The sequence below is a fragment of the Enterovirga sp. CN4-39 genome (assembly GCF_049446235.1).
GTDB lineage: Bacteria > Pseudomonadota > Alphaproteobacteria > Rhizobiales > Beijerinckiaceae > Enterovirga.
The window spans coordinates 1-14,997 of the sequence record NZ_JBMSEF010000028.1 but is presented as its reverse complement, the minus strand read 5'-3'; the positions used below and the strand labels follow the sequence as shown (position 1 = coordinate 14,997).

The 14,997-nt window shown below is 64.4% G+C and carries 13 protein-coding genes and 2 pseudogenes; 10 read left to right on the top strand and 5 right to left on the bottom strand.

Translation table 11 applies throughout. From position 1 onward, the window contains the following. Positions 1-24: 24 nt before the first annotated feature. Positions 25-336: pseudogene (locus ACO2SS_RS26670) on the top strand (Ldh family oxidoreductase); the annotation flags it as partial. Positions 337-618: 282 nt separating this feature from the next. On the opposite strand, the gene ACO2SS_RS26665 reads toward ACO2SS_RS26670, so the two are convergent. Then, positions 619-1,533 (bottom strand): LysR family transcriptional regulator, encoded by a 915-nt coding sequence (locus ACO2SS_RS26665; protein ID WP_423280898.1) that lies wholly within the window; start codon positions 1,531-1,533, stop codon positions 619-621. 110 nt (positions 1,534-1,643) lie between these two features. On the opposite strand from ACO2SS_RS26665, the gene ACO2SS_RS26660 reads away from it, so the two are divergent. The 5 genes from ACO2SS_RS26660 (at position 1,644) to ACO2SS_RS26640 (ending at position 7,566) form a co-directional block, all read left to right on the top strand. Further along, positions 1,644-2,483 carry a carbon-nitrogen hydrolase family protein gene (locus ACO2SS_RS26660; protein WP_423280897.1) on the top strand — a complete coding sequence of 280 codons (840 nt, stop codon included), beginning with the start codon at positions 1,644-1,646 and terminating at the stop codon, positions 2,481-2,483. 6 nt (positions 2,484-2,489) lie between these two features. Continuing rightward, complete coding sequence (locus tag ACO2SS_RS26655) at positions 2,490-3,887, top strand: MFS transporter (protein ID WP_423280896.1); 1,398 nt, start codon at positions 2,490-2,492, stop codon at positions 3,885-3,887. A 32-nt stretch (positions 3,888-3,919) separates the two neighbouring features. Further along, on the top strand, positions 3,920-4,789 hold the full coding sequence (locus tag ACO2SS_RS26650; protein ID WP_423280895.1) for a carbon-nitrogen hydrolase family protein: 870 nt from the start codon (positions 3,920-3,922) through the stop codon (positions 4,787-4,789). 1,016 nt (positions 4,790-5,805) lie between these two features. Next, positions 5,806-7,047, top strand: a complete 1,242-nt coding sequence (locus ACO2SS_RS26645; RefSeq protein WP_423280894.1) for a ComEC/Rec2 family competence protein — start codon at positions 5,806-5,808, stop codon at positions 7,045-7,047. Between the two features lie 201 nt (positions 7,048-7,248). Continuing rightward, a complete protein-coding gene (locus ACO2SS_RS26640; protein ID WP_423280893.1) occupies positions 7,249-7,566 on the top strand; it encodes a hypothetical protein in 318 nt (105 codons plus the stop codon). Here the strand turns inward: ACO2SS_RS26640 and ACO2SS_RS26635 are convergent, their stop codons facing one another. The 3 genes from ACO2SS_RS26635 to ACO2SS_RS26625 form a co-directional block, all read right to left on the bottom strand. Continuing rightward, positions 7,567-8,850 carry a TRAP transporter large permease gene (locus ACO2SS_RS26635; RefSeq protein WP_423280892.1) on the bottom strand — a complete coding sequence of 428 codons (1,284 nt, stop codon included), beginning with the start codon at positions 8,848-8,850 and terminating at the stop codon, positions 7,567-7,569. Then, the gene (locus ACO2SS_RS26630) at positions 8,847-9,350 is read right to left on the bottom strand and encodes a TRAP transporter small permease (protein ID WP_423280891.1); all 504 of its coding nucleotides are present in this window, start codon (positions 9,348-9,350) and stop codon (positions 8,847-8,849) included. Before ACO2SS_RS26630 ends, ACO2SS_RS26635 begins: the two co-directional genes overlap by 4 nt. A 171-nt stretch (positions 9,351-9,521) precedes the next feature. Further along, the gene (locus tag ACO2SS_RS26625; RefSeq protein WP_423280890.1) at positions 9,522-10,445 is read right to left on the bottom strand and encodes a LysR family transcriptional regulator; all 924 of its coding nucleotides are present in this window, start codon (positions 10,443-10,445) and stop codon (positions 9,522-9,524) included. A 121-nt stretch (positions 10,446-10,566) separates the two neighbouring features. Between ACO2SS_RS26625 and ACO2SS_RS26620 the strand changes: the two genes are divergently transcribed. Genes ACO2SS_RS26620 through ACO2SS_RS26605 form a run of 4 tightly spaced genes read left to right on the top strand, consistent with a single transcriptional unit; the run spans position 10,567 to position 14,687 of the window. Then, positions 10,567-11,790, top strand: coding sequence for a CaiB/BaiF CoA transferase family protein (locus ACO2SS_RS26620; protein WP_423280889.1), 1,224 nt, complete (start codon positions 10,567-10,569; stop codon positions 11,788-11,790). A gap of 30 nt (positions 11,791-11,820) precedes the next feature. Further along, positions 11,821-12,822, top strand: coding sequence for a TRAP transporter substrate-binding protein (locus tag ACO2SS_RS26615; RefSeq protein ID WP_423280888.1), 1,002 nt, complete (start codon positions 11,821-11,823; stop codon positions 12,820-12,822). Positions 12,823-12,867: 45 nt separating this feature from the next. Further along, positions 12,868-13,812 (top strand): SMP-30/gluconolactonase/LRE family protein, encoded by a 945-nt coding sequence (locus ACO2SS_RS26610; RefSeq protein WP_423280887.1) that lies wholly within the window; start codon positions 12,868-12,870, stop codon positions 13,810-13,812. Then, complete coding sequence (locus ACO2SS_RS26605) at positions 13,809-14,687, top strand: HpcH/HpaI aldolase/citrate lyase family protein (protein WP_423280886.1); 879 nt, start codon at positions 13,809-13,811, stop codon at positions 14,685-14,687. Before ACO2SS_RS26610 ends, ACO2SS_RS26605 begins: the two co-directional genes overlap by 4 nt. A 192-nt stretch (positions 14,688-14,879) precedes the next feature. Here the strand turns inward: ACO2SS_RS26605 and ACO2SS_RS26600 are convergent. Next, positions 14,880-14,997, bottom strand: a pseudogene (locus tag ACO2SS_RS26600) (sugar O-acetyltransferase); the annotation flags it as partial.

Below are 14,997 nucleotides of genomic sequence, written 5' to 3'. Positions count from 1 at the left end.
CTCCGACTCGTCAGCAAAACCGGGGCCCTGCTGCCGACCGGCGGCCACAAGGGGGCTGGCCTTGCTATGTTGGTGGAGTGCTTGGCAGGCGGCCTGACCGGCATGACGCCTAGACAGGCGACCGCGGATGGCGACCGCATGCCGGCCTTCTTTGGAGCCTTTCTTCTGGTCGCGAACCCCGATCTGCTGATCGGCCGGGCCGCCTTCCAGGCGCACCTTTCCGACTGGCTGGCCGTCTACAGGGCCGCAGGCGGGCACGGTCGCTACCCCGGGGAGCGGCAAGCAAGCCTGCGCAGGGAGCGCGCTCGGATAGGGGTCATCTCAGGCCGGAGCTAGCGGCCGAGATGCGCGAGCTCGGCGAGCTCCTGGGCAGACCCTTTCCGGCCATCTGCTGAGCGTCGCGGAAGCTGAATCACCGACGGCGAGCCCGGGGGGTGCGACCGGGTGGGCTGCACCCGCGGAATTGGGGCAATCAGCCGGTAGGTCAGCTCGCGCCGGAGCCCGAAGTTGGTGCGGGCAGGTGAATTCCTGGTTGCCTTTTTCCCGGATGCCCTGGGCGAACGCCACCGCGAGCGGCTCCGAGTGCTGCGTGAAGATGAACTCGGTCTCGCCCTAGGGCTACGCGGGCGCGCCAGAAGATTCCGCGGCGAGCGCACGCGCTGTACGGAGAAGTTCTTGAACGAGGGGAGGCTCGCGGTCAGGTTGCCAGGCAACGCTGATGCCGAAATTTGCATGTCGGTCTCGTATCGGCAGGGCAACCAGACTGCTTGGGAGCAGGGGAAGAGCTTCGGAACCGTAAAGTGTGATCCCGTGTCCGAGCGCAACGAGCTGCAGCAGAAGCGGGACATCATCCGCCTCTTCCACCACGCGAGGAAGGTAACCCGCAGCAAGACACAGATTGTTGATTACAGACCGAAAGGTGAACCACCGCTTCGCCGTGCCTAACACAAACGGTAGCTCAGAAAGCTCTTTCAGCAGGACACTATTTCTTCGCGCGAGAAAGTGGTTTTCTGGAATGATCGCTACCACTCTCTCAAATGCGACCTGAAAATGCTTAACTGGTGGTACACAGGCGGCAGCGAGTAGGATTCCGACATCGATGCGTCCGCTCGTAAGCGCGGGAAGCTGCTCGTCCGAAGCTATCGAGTAGAGACCAACCTCTGCTTCTGGGACGGCATCGCGGAACCGCATCACAAGCTTGGGCATGACGCGGTTGGCGGCTTGTGCCGAATAGCCGATTACGATTTGCCCGGATCGGCCGGCGGCAAGCTGCCCGGCATGGCGAAGAGCGCGTTCCAGTTGCTGCAATGAGGCTCGTGCCTCGTCCGCAAGCAGTGCGCCGGGAGGCGTCAGTGTAACACGCCTAGTCGTCCGCTCGAACAGGGGATAGCCGAGTTCCGCCTCGAGGAGCTTCACCGCGCGACTGAGAGCCGGCTGGGCGACATGCAACTGCTCCGCAGCTCCCCGAAAGCTCAGCTGCTCTGCGACAGCGAGGAAGTAGCGAATCCGAGCAAGGTTGGGAGTGTTATCCATTGTGAGCGAATCGTTATCAATCCTATTATGATTGATATTGGATTTTTTGAAACAGGGCCGGCAAACCTGTGAACTGACCCCGTCCGAGGCGGGCTGCACAGGAATCAGGAATGCCAGCCGAAGACCTCAGCTCCAATGAGATGACCATCGCGGTGGCCCAGTTCGCTGGCGTCACAGATGTCAACGCGAACCTCGCCACAATCGAAAGGCTGGCGATGCAAGCCGCGCGGCTTGGGGCGGGACTCATGGTGTGTCCCGAGGCAGCCATGTTTTCGTTTTCCGCAAGTGGTGCCGAGCTGGCCCAGGTCGCGGAGCGTGCAGGGTCCTTCTTCGAAGCAGAGGTTTGTGGCATCGCAAGCCGGACTGGGCTGACGATTGTTGCTGGGATGTATACGAAAGGCCCTGCCGAACTCTCTCGGAACACCTTCATCGTCGCGAGTGCTGGGGGCGAGATCCTTGCTCGGTACGACAAGCTTCACCTCTACGACGCCTTTCACTATCGCGAGTCTGACAAGAACCAACCCGGGCCTCTTCAAGACCAAATGGCTGAGCTGTGCACCTTTGAGGTCGGCGGCCTGCGGTTTGGGCTGCTCAATTGCTACGATCTCAGGTTCCCTGAGATGGCGCGCGCCCTCGTGGATAGAGACTTGGACGCCCTGCTCGTCGGCGCCGGTTGGATCGCGGGGCCATTGAAGGAGCTGCATTGGGAGACGCTTCTCCGGGCTCGCGCAATCGAGAACACCTGCTACGTCGCCGGGTCCTGCCAACCCCCGCCGTTGTCCGTTGGCATGAGCATGCTCGTGGATCCGTCCGGGCTCGTGTTGGGCACGGTCGCCGACACTGAGGGCGTCGCGGTCGGAACCGTTCGCCGGGCTCGCCTAGCGGAGGTCCGGGAGGTTTTACCGTGCCTGAAGCACCGACGGTACGCCATCGTTCAGCGCCGCCCCTGAAGGGGCTTGCGTGCGATCGAAAAGACGCCGGCGCAGCCCGGCCACCTACAAGAGGGGACCAAGATGAGCGTCAATACGGCGGCCGCACCGGTCGCGGCAGGGCTCGCGCACGCAGGCGAGCGGAGCGGGGTAGGGCGGGTGCTCGCGTCCGCGGCGCTCGGCCAGTTTGTCGAGTGGTATGACTTCGTTGTTTACGCTTATTCGGCGGCGGTCATCGCGCGGCTCTTCTTCCCGAATTCGGACCCAATGGCTGCGCTGCTCGCCACCTTCGCCGTCTATGGGGTCGGTTTCGTCATGCGCCCGGTCGGCGGATTTTTGTTCGGCAGCCTGGGCGATCGGATCGGGCGCCGGCGTGTCCTGTCATTCGTCATCCTCCTGATGGGCGCCGCAACCGTCGCGATCGGTTTGCTTCCCACCTATGCTCAGATTGGCATCATGGCCCCTATTCTGCTCGTGGTCTGCCGTCTCCTACAGGGGCTGTCGGCAGCTGGAGAGGCCGTGGGGTCAAACGCCTTCGTAGCCGAGCACGCACCGATCCACCGTCGCGGGCTCTTCGTGGCGTTCACCTATTCCTTCGCGAACCTGCCCCCAATCGCAGCCGCGGTGCTGATACTCGCGTTGACGAACTTTCTCACGCCCGAGGACTACAACTCGTGGGGCTGGCGCATACCGTTTCTGATCGGAGGGCCGCTCGCCCTGGTCGGGCTCTACATCCGCAACAAAGTGGACGAGTCACCTGCCTTCATGGCTGCGAAAGCGGCGAACCGCGTCGCACGTAATCCGATGCGCGATGCCGTTCGTGACCAGAAGCGCGCAATGGGCTTCAGCTTCGCGCTAGCGGCTTCGTCGAGCCTCGGCTTTTACACGATGGCTGGTTACTTCGTCAGTTACCTGATCACGACTGTGGGGCTCAGCAGCAACGCGGCCCTGATCTCGAACAGCGTCGCGCTTTTCATAGCATTCCTCTCGATGATCATGGGCGGCTACCTATCGGACCGGTTCGGCCGCAAGCCGATCATCCTGCTCGGTCTCGCCGCCACGACCTTCGTGAGCATCCCAGCCTACATGCAAGCTTCGCAGGGCACGCTCGGGAGCGCGATCATCGGTCAGAGCATGCTGGCGCTGGCTTGCGGCATCACCTGGGGACCGCTCGGAGCGGCGCTGCTGGAATTGTTTCCGACGCGCACCCGGTTCAGCGCGTCAGCGATCAGCTACAACCTGGCCTATGCCATCTTCGGCGGCTCGGCGCCATTCATCGGCACCTACCTAGTCCTGCAGAGCGGCAGCAAGATCGCACCTGCCGTCTATGTCGCAGGCGTGATGCTGGTCGTTTTTCTGGTCGCGCTAATGCTTCCGGAAACCTACAAGCGTGACCTCGTCCGGGATGAGGTAATTTCGGCCTGACTCAATCGTCTCTCTTCCCCGGAGTCGTGCGCATGTCCTCCACCATTGACGCGGCCCGTCGCGACGTGACCATCTCGGTCGTCCAATTCAACGCCAGGGACGACGACAAAAGCGGGAATGTTGAGCGGGCATGCGCGCTGCTGGAGCAGGCCGGCGAGCGCGGAACGGATCTCGCCGTACTTCCCGAGGTCTGGACCGGCACGGCCCTCGCGCTTGGCAATTCCAACGAGTTGGCGGAACCGATCCCCGGACCCGTGACGGAGCGGCTGGCTGGGATCGCCGCGCGCCATAGCATGATGATCGTGGGGTCGTTCTACGAGGCCGCGTTCTCGCGAGTTTATAACACCGCCCCAATCATCGGCCGCGACGGCAGCATCGTGACCAAGTATAGGAAGACGCATCTCTTCGATCCTGCTGAGCGCCCGGACCTTCCAACCTATCGCGAGTCGGACAAGATCACGCCGGGCGAGAGTCTCTGCGTGGTCGACACCCATTTCGGCCGCATTGGGGTAGCCATCTGCTCCGATATCCGTTTTCCGGAGATCTTCCTCACCTATGCGCGAGCAGGAGCGGAGCTTGTGATCCTCCCGAGCGCCTTCCCCGCGCGCGCCGACCACTGGGAGTTCCTGAACCGCACTCGTGCGACCGACAATCAATTCTTCATGGTGTCGTCCGGGATGGTCGGGCGGTTGGAGCACAGCCCCATCACGTTCGTGGGCCGTTCCATGGTAGTCGATCCCTGGGGCGTGATCGTTGCGCAGGCTTCCGACGTCGAGGGCCTGCTCACGACCACGGTCGACCTGAACTCTGTGCGCGTGGTCCGGACCTGGTGGGATCTAAACTCGCAGCGCCGACCCGAGCTCTACGACGGCGCGGCTCTCCAGAGTTCGGCAACCACCTGAAGTGCGCGGCTCCTTGCCGGCCGACGAACGGCTCCGCTGGGCCGTGCCAACCGAGTCCTCGTTCACCGCCGGCCTTCGTGAGGCCCCCTCTTCCTTCGCTCGCCCCAGAGCGGTCTGACCGCCTTCGGCCGACTTTCTTGGAAGGGAAGCGGACCAGCATCGGAAGTGGAGCGGACCAGCCCGCTTGAACCGCGTGACGCTCGCTTCCGCCACTCCCCGACTGACGCTCAGATCGCTTTCTGGTCTCCGGCTCGCGTCAGGAGCATGCGTTATCGGGCGGACCCGCGGTGGGTCAAGCTCCCAGTAGGATCTCGGCAGGCCCGGGACGAAGGGAGACGACCCCCAAGCGGACGGTGGCCGAGCTACCAGCATGCCCTCCAGGGCGCGCGCTTGGTCGCTTAAGATTTTGAAATCGGAATGGTCCAGCGCGATCCGCTGGAGAGCCGTTGACGTTTTCTGGTTCAGGGCTGGATTTGAATTTCTCGTTAAGCCGCTGCGAGAGCGTCGGTTACTGGGTGGGCTGCGGGTCAGACTAATTTCTCACGACCGCGAGGCCGGACGGGCCGTCGACTGCTCAGCCTTTCAAAGCAAATGTTCGGATGAATGAAAGGTCGGTAGGTTGCGTCTGCCCGCGTCCGATCCAGCGCTTAGAGGAGCCCTGCCGTCTAGCCGGGCAGTTGTGCGCGGCCGCCCTCGCTGGCGAGAGCGGCTGGCTCTCCGGAGCAAAGTCCGCTCGCTTGACTCGTCGCCAAAGACTATGGTTCGAACAATAGAGAATTGAGAGATGGAGCTTCGAGGGGACCTGGGTACCTATCAAGCGTGGACGCTCGACGGCGCCTGCTTCTCTTCCCGAGACGGGGCTGCGTCCTGCTCCCGGGAGCGGGTATTCTCCTTACAGACGGCCGCGTCCGCCGCCAACGCCGCCGTGACCGGCACCCCGGCCCATCAACGCCGACGTGGGACAAGGTGACGGCTGCTTGGTGGTCACTCCTCGCTTACCGCCGCAAGAGCGGATCATGATCATAGACGCCGGTGAAGGCGACAACATGTACCGCTTTATCGGCTGGCGATTCGGCAAACTCAAGAAGCGCTTCGCCTTCCATGCCGCGATCATCACCCATCCGGACCAGGATCATTATAAGGGATTCCAGAAGCTCTTCGAGCAGCAGCTGTTCTCGTTCGAGAAGGTCTATCACAACGGCATCGCAGAGCGCGCCGGTGGAGAGCTGTTTGGTCCGAGCGATCCCTCGGGCAGATACCTCACCGATCTGAAGACGACTGACGCCGAGATCAGGGCGCTCTACGCCGACGAGGCGGCCCGCGATCGCAAGATGTACCCGAAGCTGATTCACACAGCCTTGTCGAACGGCCGGGTGAACGGGGTGGAGATGCTCTCGACCAGGCACGGCACCTTGGAGGGCGGGCGCGCCTGGCTGCCGGGCTTCAGCCCTGGAGAGAGCCCTGACCTTACGATCGAGATCCTCGGCCCGGTTGTCGAGCCCGATAGGAACGGGACACCGCGCCTACGCTGGTTCGGCGACAGCGTTGGATTTAGCGGCCGTGACAACGGGAAGACAAAGAACGGGCACTCAGTTTTGCTGCGTCTCTGCTATCGCAGCTTCACTCTTCTGTTCGGAGGAGACCTGAACCGTCCTGCGGAGGAATTCCTGCTTCGGCACTACGGCGGGATTGCAAATGACCGTCCGCTGGCAGAGGCGATAGAACGCGCCCGCCCGCGGCTTCGCTCGGACGTAATGAAGAGCTGCCATCACGGCTCGGCGGACGTCACGGACGAGTTCGTGCAGACTGTCGACCCATTCGCTTTCGTGGTGTCATCAGGAGACCAGGAGAGCCATGTTCATCCTCGACCTGACCTTCTCGGACGCCTCGGCCGGCACGGCCGCGGGGAAGCGCCTCTCATCCTGTGCACCGAGATCCTGCGGTCCAGCCGAGAGAAGGAAGATCAGAGGCAACTACAGCGACTTCGAAAGCTGGACGCTCTGATCGAGGCTGCCGAGGCGCCCGAACCCGAGATGCGGGCGATGAGGCTCGAACGTTCGGAGATCCAGAAGCAGCTGACCAAGCGGAACGTCGAGGTTTACGGCGCCATCACGCTGCGCACGGACGGCCGCCATTTGGCCGTGGCGTTCCGGATGGAGAAAGAGCGAGAGGGACGGAGCCCGAAGCGATGGCAGATCTACTGGTTCAGGCACGACGAGGGGCGCGGCTTCATTCCTGAGGAGACCAGGGCGCAGTGAGACTCGAAGGCCCGTCAGGCCCGCGAGGCTCGCGCCGATTTCCGACCTGACACGCGCTCCGCGCATCTACGTACTACTCACCGGCGCCAGAAGCGGACGTCAGAAGTTTGCCGGAAAGCGGACTTCAACGTGACCTTGCAGCTGCAAGCTACATTGGGCCCAGTCCGCATGGGATATGCGAGCCTTAGGGAGTAAGAGTGAATGGCGGCCTCTTCAGCGAAAGTCGATGTGAAGCAACCACATTATCTTGCCGCTTTCGACCTTTCTGCCGCCGACATCGCCACGTTTGATGCTTATGAGGCGAAGGTCCTCCCTTTGCTCGCAGCCCATGGCGGTGAACTACTCTGGCGCGTACGTAGCGTGGATAGGGCGACGGAATACCACCTCCTTCGGTTCGCGAGCGAGACAGGGCTTCAGCGATATCGACAGGACCCGCTTCGGATGGCAGCTGCGCCGCTGTTTGCCTCTTCGGGAGCTCTGGCATCGGTCACTGAAGTGACGCTCGTTTCTTCAATCTGATTATTGTCCGATGACTCTTGGAAGGCCGACCGAGAGTATCGGGAACAACGTGATCAGCAGGAGAACGACGATCTGCATGCCGAGCATCGGCCAGAGTTCGCGGTTCAACTCCGACATCGAGACCTTGGCGACCATCCCGGTGACGAAGAGCAGCGTGCCGACCGGCGGCGTGATCATGCCGAGCGTGAGGTTGACGATCACCACGATGGCGAAATGCAGCGGGTCGATGCCGAGCGCGGCCGCCATCGGGGCGAGGATCGGCACGAGGACGAGGACACCGGGAAGCGGCTCGATGAAGATGCCGAACAGCAGCAGGAAGACGTTGATCGCGATTAGGAACGCGATTGGGCTGAGGCCGAGCGAGCCGACCCAGGCGGACATCTCCTGCGGCACCCGCAGGACGGTCAGGACCCATGCGAAGGCCGAGCACATCGTCACGATCAGGAGGACGGCAGCCGTCATGAAGGCGGCCCGCGCGAGGATGCCGGGCAGCATCTCGGGCGTCAGCGTGCGGTAGAAGAACATGCCGACGACGAGCGCGTAGAAGACCGCGATCACCGAGGCCTCCGTGGGCGTGAAGGCGCCGCTGTGGATACCGCCGACGATCAGCACCGGCAGGAGCAGGGCCGGTATCGCCTTGATGGTCGTCGAGACCGCCTCCGCAAGGGACGGGCTCGTCCCCTCGCTCCGGAAGTTGCGCCGGCGGCTCGCCCACCAATTGTAGCCGACCAGCGAGCCGGAGATCATCAGGCCGGGGACGATGCCGGCCAGGAACAGGTGAATCACGGAGATCGTCTGATCCTGGAGCGCGTAGACGATCATGATGATCGAGGGCGGGATGATCGGACCGACGACTGCCGTCGTCGCCGTGAGGGCAGCCGCGTAGGCGGGCGGATAGCCGGATTGGCGCATCATGCGGATCAGCACGGCGCCCGGTCCGGCCGCGTCCGCGAGCGCCGAGCCGCTGATGCCAGAGAAGAAGGTCAGGGCCAGGATGTTGGTGTAGCCGAGACCGCCCCGGCGATGACCAACGAACATGGCCGCGAAACGCAGGAGGACGGCCGCGAGCGCGCCGCCCGTCATCAGCTCCGCCGCGAGCAGGAAGAACGGCATTGCCATGAGCGGAAAGCTGTCGATCCCGGTCAGCGACTTCTGCGCGAAGGCGACCAGCGGAAAACCCTCGTAGGCGATGGATGCCAGCGTCGCCATGCCGATCGCGAAGGCGACCGGAACACCGAGGGCGAGAAGTACGCAGAGACCTCCGAACAGGATTGCGAGCGTCATGCGGCACCGGCCTCGTCGGGGCTGAGATCGGGCGAGGTCTCGAACCGGAACTCGCTCACGTAGCCGAAGCACACGGCCGACATGTGCCAGAGCGCGAGCGCGAAGCCGATCGGCACGGCGGCCGCCACGAGCGCGAAGGAGACCTCCGTCACGGGCGTGGATTGGGCGAGGCTGCGCTCAACGAAGACGTAGCCGGCCCACACCGTGATGGCGCTGAAGCCGACGAGCAGCACGAAGATGAGTGTGCGAAGCAGGATCGCGCTCTTCGCCGACACCGACTGGAGCAGCGTATCGACGCCGACATGGCCGCCAAGCCTGAACACGGGGCCGATACCCAGGAAGGTCAGCCAAACCATCAGATAGCGCGCCACCTCCTCGGACCAGACGATGGAATCATCCGTCAGATAGCGGAGCGCCACGTTCAGGAATACGATGACCGACATGGCGGCGAGCGCCAGGATCATCAGCCAGCGGTTCACGCTGAGAACTAGCCGGTCCACTCGCGCAAGAATTCCCAGACCGCCAGGGCCAGGCGGGCGCGCGTGCACGGCGTCGCATCCCCGATCGCTCTCCCTCATCGCCGTCCCGGCTCGCGTTGCACGCCGGCTTCGGCCGGCTAGTCAGGAACGGACTTCGGCGAGGGCAGGGCCGCCTGTCAATATCAAATCGTTCTAGCTGCCCGCCGCGGAGGGGAGCCGGCCTTGCCACGTTCCGGCGATGACCAGGTCGCGCGCAAGGTCGGCGACGAGCGTCCCCACTTCGCGTGCCGCCCGGCTCCGGCCACGTGCCGTCGAGGCGACGAGCGATACGGAGCGGCTGATCACCGGCTCGACGAGCCGCGCCGCATGCAACTTGCCCGCCGCCACCTCGGCGTGAACCGCGCTTTGCGCGAAGATCGAGAAGAGCGGCTCGCTCGACACGATCGCCTTCAGCACGGCTAGGGAATCGACCTCGGCCACGACGTTCAGTTGCACGCCGTGGCTCAGCGTCATCTTGCCGAGGAGAGAGCGGTGCGAGTGAGAGACGCTCGGCAGGAGCAGCGGATAGCGTCCGAGGGACCGGATAGGGATCTCAGCTTCTCGGGCCGGGAACGCGTCGGGTCGGCCGACGAGCCAGAGATCCTCGATGAGCAGAGGTTCGACATGAAGATGCGGCTGTGTCTCCACGTCGAAAAGCACCGCCAGGTCGAGCCGGCCGCTCTCGATCCATTCCGAGAGGAAGCCGCTCAGCGATTCGACGAGGTGTAGGCGGACGGCCGGATGCCGTTCGGTCACGGCAAGCAGCGTCGGCTTCGACAGGACCGCGCTCGTGGATGTCGGGAGCCCGATCGCAACGCGGCCCGACAGGGGCGCGCCGCCCTGAGCCAGGAGCTTCGGGATCTGCTCCAGCTCGTCCAGCGCCCGCCGGCCATGCCGGAGCAGGTCGCCGCCTTCCCGGGTGAGGGCGACGCCGCTCGCGGACCGAACGAAAAGGGTTATGCCGAGGTCCGTCTCAAGCGACTTGACGTGCCGGCTCAACGCCGGCTGGGCAACCCCAAGCTGTCGGCTCGCAGCGGTGAAGCTGCCGCATTCCGCGACGGCAACGAAGTAGCGCAATCTCCTCGAATCCATCGCGTGCCATGCCGGTTCGGCATGGACCTTAGAGCGAAACAGTCTTTCTCGCCAGCGAGCGATCGCGTCACAAGCGGTGTAAACACGCTCGTCGGGAGGAAAGCTGGTGGGGCAAGTGGGGTCGCCTTGCGATTACCAGCCGGATGCGGTCGGGCCGCTGGCCGGCATTCGCGTGCTCGACCTGTCTCGGCTCGTGGCCGGAAACGTCGTATCCCACGTCCTGGCCGATTTCGGCGCCGAGGTCGTAAAGGTCGAGGCACCGGGCCGCGGCGACGATCTGCGGGCCTGGAAGGTGGCCGATGTTGCGACCTACTGGAAGGTCTACGCCCGCAACAAAAAGAGCATCACGCTCGACCTCCGCCACGAGGAGGGACGCGAATTGCTGCTCCGCCTCGCGGGAAGCGCCGACCTCCTGATCGAGAACTTCGTTCCTGGGCGCCTGGAGAAGATGGGGCTCGCGCCGGAGCGGCTGCACGAAGCCAATCCGCGGCTCGTGATCGTGCGGGTGTCAGGCTGGGGGCAGACCGGGCCGTTCTCGCACAAGCCGGGGTTCGGAACGCTCGTCGAGGCGATGAGCGGCTTCGCGGCGATGAACGGGTTTCCGGACCGGGCGCCCGTCCTGCCGCCGCTCGCGCTCGCCGACATGATTAGCGGCGTCTACGGCGCGAGCGCTGCGATGATCGCCCTGCGCCATGTGGAGGTCAGCGGCGGGAAGGGGCAGGTCGTCGACCTCTCCCTGTTCGAGCCGATGCTGTCGGTGCTCGGGCCGGAGGCGGCGAATTATCAGCTCTCCGGGGAGCCGACTCCGCGGCGCGGCAGCCGCGCCTCGAATACCGCGCCCCGCAACGTCTATCCCTGCCGCGACGGCAAGTTCGTCGCGCTGTCCGCGTCCATGCAGTCGGTCGCCGGGCGGCTGTTCCGTGTCATGGGACGCGAGGACCTCATCTCTGATCCACGCTTCCGGACGAACTCGGACCGGGTCCGCAACAACGACGCCATCGACGCGATCGTGGCGGAGTTCATGGCTGAGCGCAGCCAGGCGGACAACCTTGCGCTGTTCGAGGCGGCGGGCGTGACGGTCGGGCCCGTCTCGGACGCGGCCGATCTCGCCGAGCATCCCTACGTCCTTGGCCGCAAGATCCTGCCGAGCTTTCCCGATCCGGACATGGGCCGGCTCCCGATGCACAACGTGACGCCGCGCCTGTCCGGCACGCCGGGAGCAATCCGCGCCCCCGCACCGGAACTCGGGCAGCATAACGAAGAGATCTACGCCGATCTCGGTCTCGGCGGCGCCGATCTGGACCGCCTGCGAGCGGCGGGAACGATCTAGAAAAACACACGACAGAGGGGAGGAACGATCATGAATATCCATCGTCTGCTCGGCCGGCGCACGGCGCTCGCCGCCGCCTGTGTCCTTGGGATCGCGAGCTTCGGCGTCGCAAGCGCCCGTGCGGCGGATCCCGTCACGATCCGCATCGGCTATCCGTCCCCTGCGGGCGGCCCGCACGCCGCAGGTGCGACGGGGTTCGAGGAGGAACTCGAGCGGCTCGCACCCGGACGCTTCAAGGTGCAGCACTTCCCGGGCGGATCGCTCGGCGGCGAGCGCGAGATGATCGAGAGCGTCCAGTTCGGCACGCTCTCGATGGCGATCCTCGGGACGGCCGTCGTCGGCAATTTCGTCCCGGAGATGATGGTCGCAGACATGCCGTTCCTCTTCCGCGACTACGATCACGCCCGAAAGGTCATGGACGGCCCGATCGGCAAGGACCTCCTCGACAAGTTCCGGGGGCGCGGGATCGTCGGCCTGACGTTTGGCGAGATCGGCTTCCGCCACCTCACGGACAACAAGCGGGCGATCAAGTCGGTCGATGACCTCAAGGGGCTGAAGATCCGCACGATGGAGAACCCGGTCCATCTCGCGGCATTCCGGGCACTGGGCGCAATGCCGACGCCGATGTCCTGGACAGAGGTGATCACCGGCCTCCAGCAGGGCACGATCGACGGCCAGGAGAACCCGATCTCCATCATCATCGCCTCGAAGCTGTGGGAGACGCAAAAATACGTGACGCTCAGCCGGCACGTGTTCACGCCGATCGCCTTCATCATGGCGCCGGCGGTCTACGACAAGCTGTCTCCGGCCGACCAGGAGATCGTCCGCAAGGCTGCGATCGCCGGGCGGATGAATAACCGCGCCTACGTGGACGAGGCGGAGCGGAACGGTGTTGAGGAGCTGCGCAAGCGCGGCATGGAGGTGGTCACCGAGGTCGATGCCGCCGAGTTCCAAAAGCGATTGGAGCCCGTGTTCAAGCAGTACGGCGCGCGCTTTGGCAAGCTGCTGACCGAGATCGGGGACCAGCGCTAGAAGAGACGGGACCCCAGCAGAGACTAGCGAAGGCAGGATCCATCGATGTTGTTCAAGCCTCCGGAGCCGATCGAGACGGAGATCTTCGCCGAGCTGCCCGCCGAGTACCGACGCCAGGGCGAACGGCGGGCGTGGACGGACGCCCGTCGCGGCGGCAAGCCTGCCCATAGCTTCCTCGAGGGCCCGTCCTTCGATCGCGAGGGCCGGCTCTACGTCACGGACATTCCGTTCGGGCGCGTGTTCCGCATCTCGCCCGCGGGACGCTTCGAGCTCGTCGTGGAGTATGACGGCGAGCCGAACGGGCTGAAGATCCATCGCGATGGGCAAATCTTCATTACCGATTACCGGAACGGCCTCGTCCAGCTCGATCCGGATACTGGGACGGTGACGCCCTTCGTGCAGCGGCGCTACACGGAGAGCTTCAAGGGGGTGAACGACCTGTTCTTCGCCGCTAACGGCGACCTGTTCTTCACCGACCAGGGCCGGACCGGCTACCAGGACCCGACCGGAAAGGTGTACCGGCTGAGCGCCGACGGACGCCTCCATTGCCTGTTCTCGTCCGGCATCAACTGCAACGGCGTCGTTACCAATCTCGACGAGTCGGTGCTGTACGTCGCGATGACGAACGCGAACGCTGTCTGGCATCTCGGCCTCATGCCGAACGACGACGTGATCGCGGCCGGCACCTTCATCCAGCTCTCGGGCGGCATCGGCCCCGACGGGCTCGCGCTGACGGCGGACGGCGGCCTCGCCATCGCCCATCCGGGAATGGGCGCGGTCTGGATCACCGACCGCAAGGGGCAGCCGCTCTACCGGGTGAATTCGTGCGGCAGCGATTTCGTCACGAATGTCGCCTTCGGCGGTCCGGATAACCGGACGCTCTTCATCACCGACGCCGGCAACGGATGGGTGCTGAAGGCCGACCTGCCCGTCGCTGGGCGCCCGATGTTCTCCCACCAGACCTCCGACCCGACGAGCCCGTCCGCATGAATGTCCACCGCTCCCTCCTCTTCACGCCGGCCGATAGCGAGCGGAAAGTCGAGAAGGCGTTTCTCAGCGCGGCGGACGGCGTCATCCTCGACCTCGAGGATGCCGTCGCCGTGAGCGCGAAGCCGCTCGCCCGCGAACGAGCGGCGGAGATCGTCGCGGAACCGCGCAGGCTGCCGGCCTATGTCCGCGTGAACGGGACCACGACCCCGTTCTGCTTCCGGGACGTGATGGCCGTTACCCGGCCGGGCCTCTCGGGAATCCTGTTGCCGAAAGTCGAGTCCGCTGCGCAGCTTCTCACGATCGACTGGGTGATGACCCAGATCGAGGAGGAGCTCGGGCTGCCGAGGAACGGCTGCGAGATTATGCCTCTGATCGAGACGGCCGGCGGCCTTACGGCGCTCGACGAGATCGCCCGCGCCACGCCGCGCGTGCGGCGGCTCGCCTTCGGGGCCGTGGACCTCGCGTTCGACATGGATATCGACATCGAGGACGATCGCGGCGCGATGGAGCAGGCGCGCTTCGCCGTCGCGCGCGCATCCCGGGCGGCCGGGCTGACCGCCCCGTTCGACACCGCCTTCCCGGGGATCTCCGAGCCTGAACGATTACGGGCGACCGCGCGACACGCCAAAGCACTCGGCTATTCCGGCAAGTCCTGCATCCATCCGTCTCAGGTCGAGATCGTGAACGAGGTCTTCAGCCCGAGCGCGACTGAACTCGACCGCTCACGCCGCATCGTGGCTGCGTTTGATGAAGCGGAAGCAAAGGGTTCAGCAGCGATCATGTTGGATGGGCAGATGATCGACTACCCTATCGTCGATAAGGCGCGGCGGCTCCTTGCTTCAGGCCTCTTCGGAAGTGTTGAAGGTGGTAGCTGATCAACGACTGATACCTCTCGCAAGTCGAAATGTGCTTTTTAGTAGGATGACAGCTGAGCTTAGCGCTACTTTACCAAGATCTGTGTCACAATCACTCAAGATCGCTCGTCGCTACTGCGCCATGAGCAGACTCTAGGTGCCTGCCCGAAAGCGGACGCGAGCAGCGGAACTCGGTTCCAGCCGCTTCCGACCCTAAGCAGACTTGAAGCCGGTCCGATCAGCTTCCGTAATTGAGCGGATTACCCGACAGGGAACGCCTGCGGCGATCACGTTCGGCGGCACGTCCTTCGTCACGACACTGCCCGCCCCG

What these genes read in the sequence shown, in the direction of transcription:
- ACO2SS_RS26665 (WP_423280898.1), bottom strand. Translation starts at nt 1,533, where the DNA reads ATGGATAACACTCCCAACCTTGCTCGGATTCGCTACTTCCTCGCTGTC.
- ACO2SS_RS26660 (WP_423280897.1), top strand. Translation starts at nt 1,644, where the DNA reads ATGCCAGCCGAAGACCTCAGCTCCAATGAGATGACCATCGCGGTGGCC.
- ACO2SS_RS26650 (WP_423280895.1), top strand. Translation starts at nt 3,920, where the DNA reads ATGTCCTCCACCATTGACGCGGCCCGTCGCGACGTGACCATCTCGGTC.
- ACO2SS_RS26645 (WP_423280894.1), top strand. Translation starts at nt 5,806, where the DNA reads ATGATCATAGACGCCGGTGAAGGCGACAACATGTACCGCTTTATCGGC.
- ACO2SS_RS26640 (WP_423280893.1), top strand. Translation starts at nt 7,249, where the DNA reads ATGGCGGCCTCTTCAGCGAAAGTCGATGTGAAGCAACCACATTATCTT.
- ACO2SS_RS26635 (WP_423280892.1), bottom strand. Translation starts at nt 8,850, where the DNA reads ATGACGCTCGCAATCCTGTTCGGAGGTCTCTGCGTACTTCTCGCCCTC.
- ACO2SS_RS26615 (WP_423280888.1), top strand. Translation starts at nt 11,821, where the DNA reads ATGAATATCCATCGTCTGCTCGGCCGGCGCACGGCGCTCGCCGCCGCC.
- ACO2SS_RS26610 (WP_423280887.1), top strand. Translation starts at nt 12,868, where the DNA reads ATGTTGTTCAAGCCTCCGGAGCCGATCGAGACGGAGATCTTCGCCGAG.
- ACO2SS_RS26605 (WP_423280886.1), top strand. Translation starts at nt 13,809, where the DNA reads ATGAATGTCCACCGCTCCCTCCTCTTCACGCCGGCCGATAGCGAGCGG.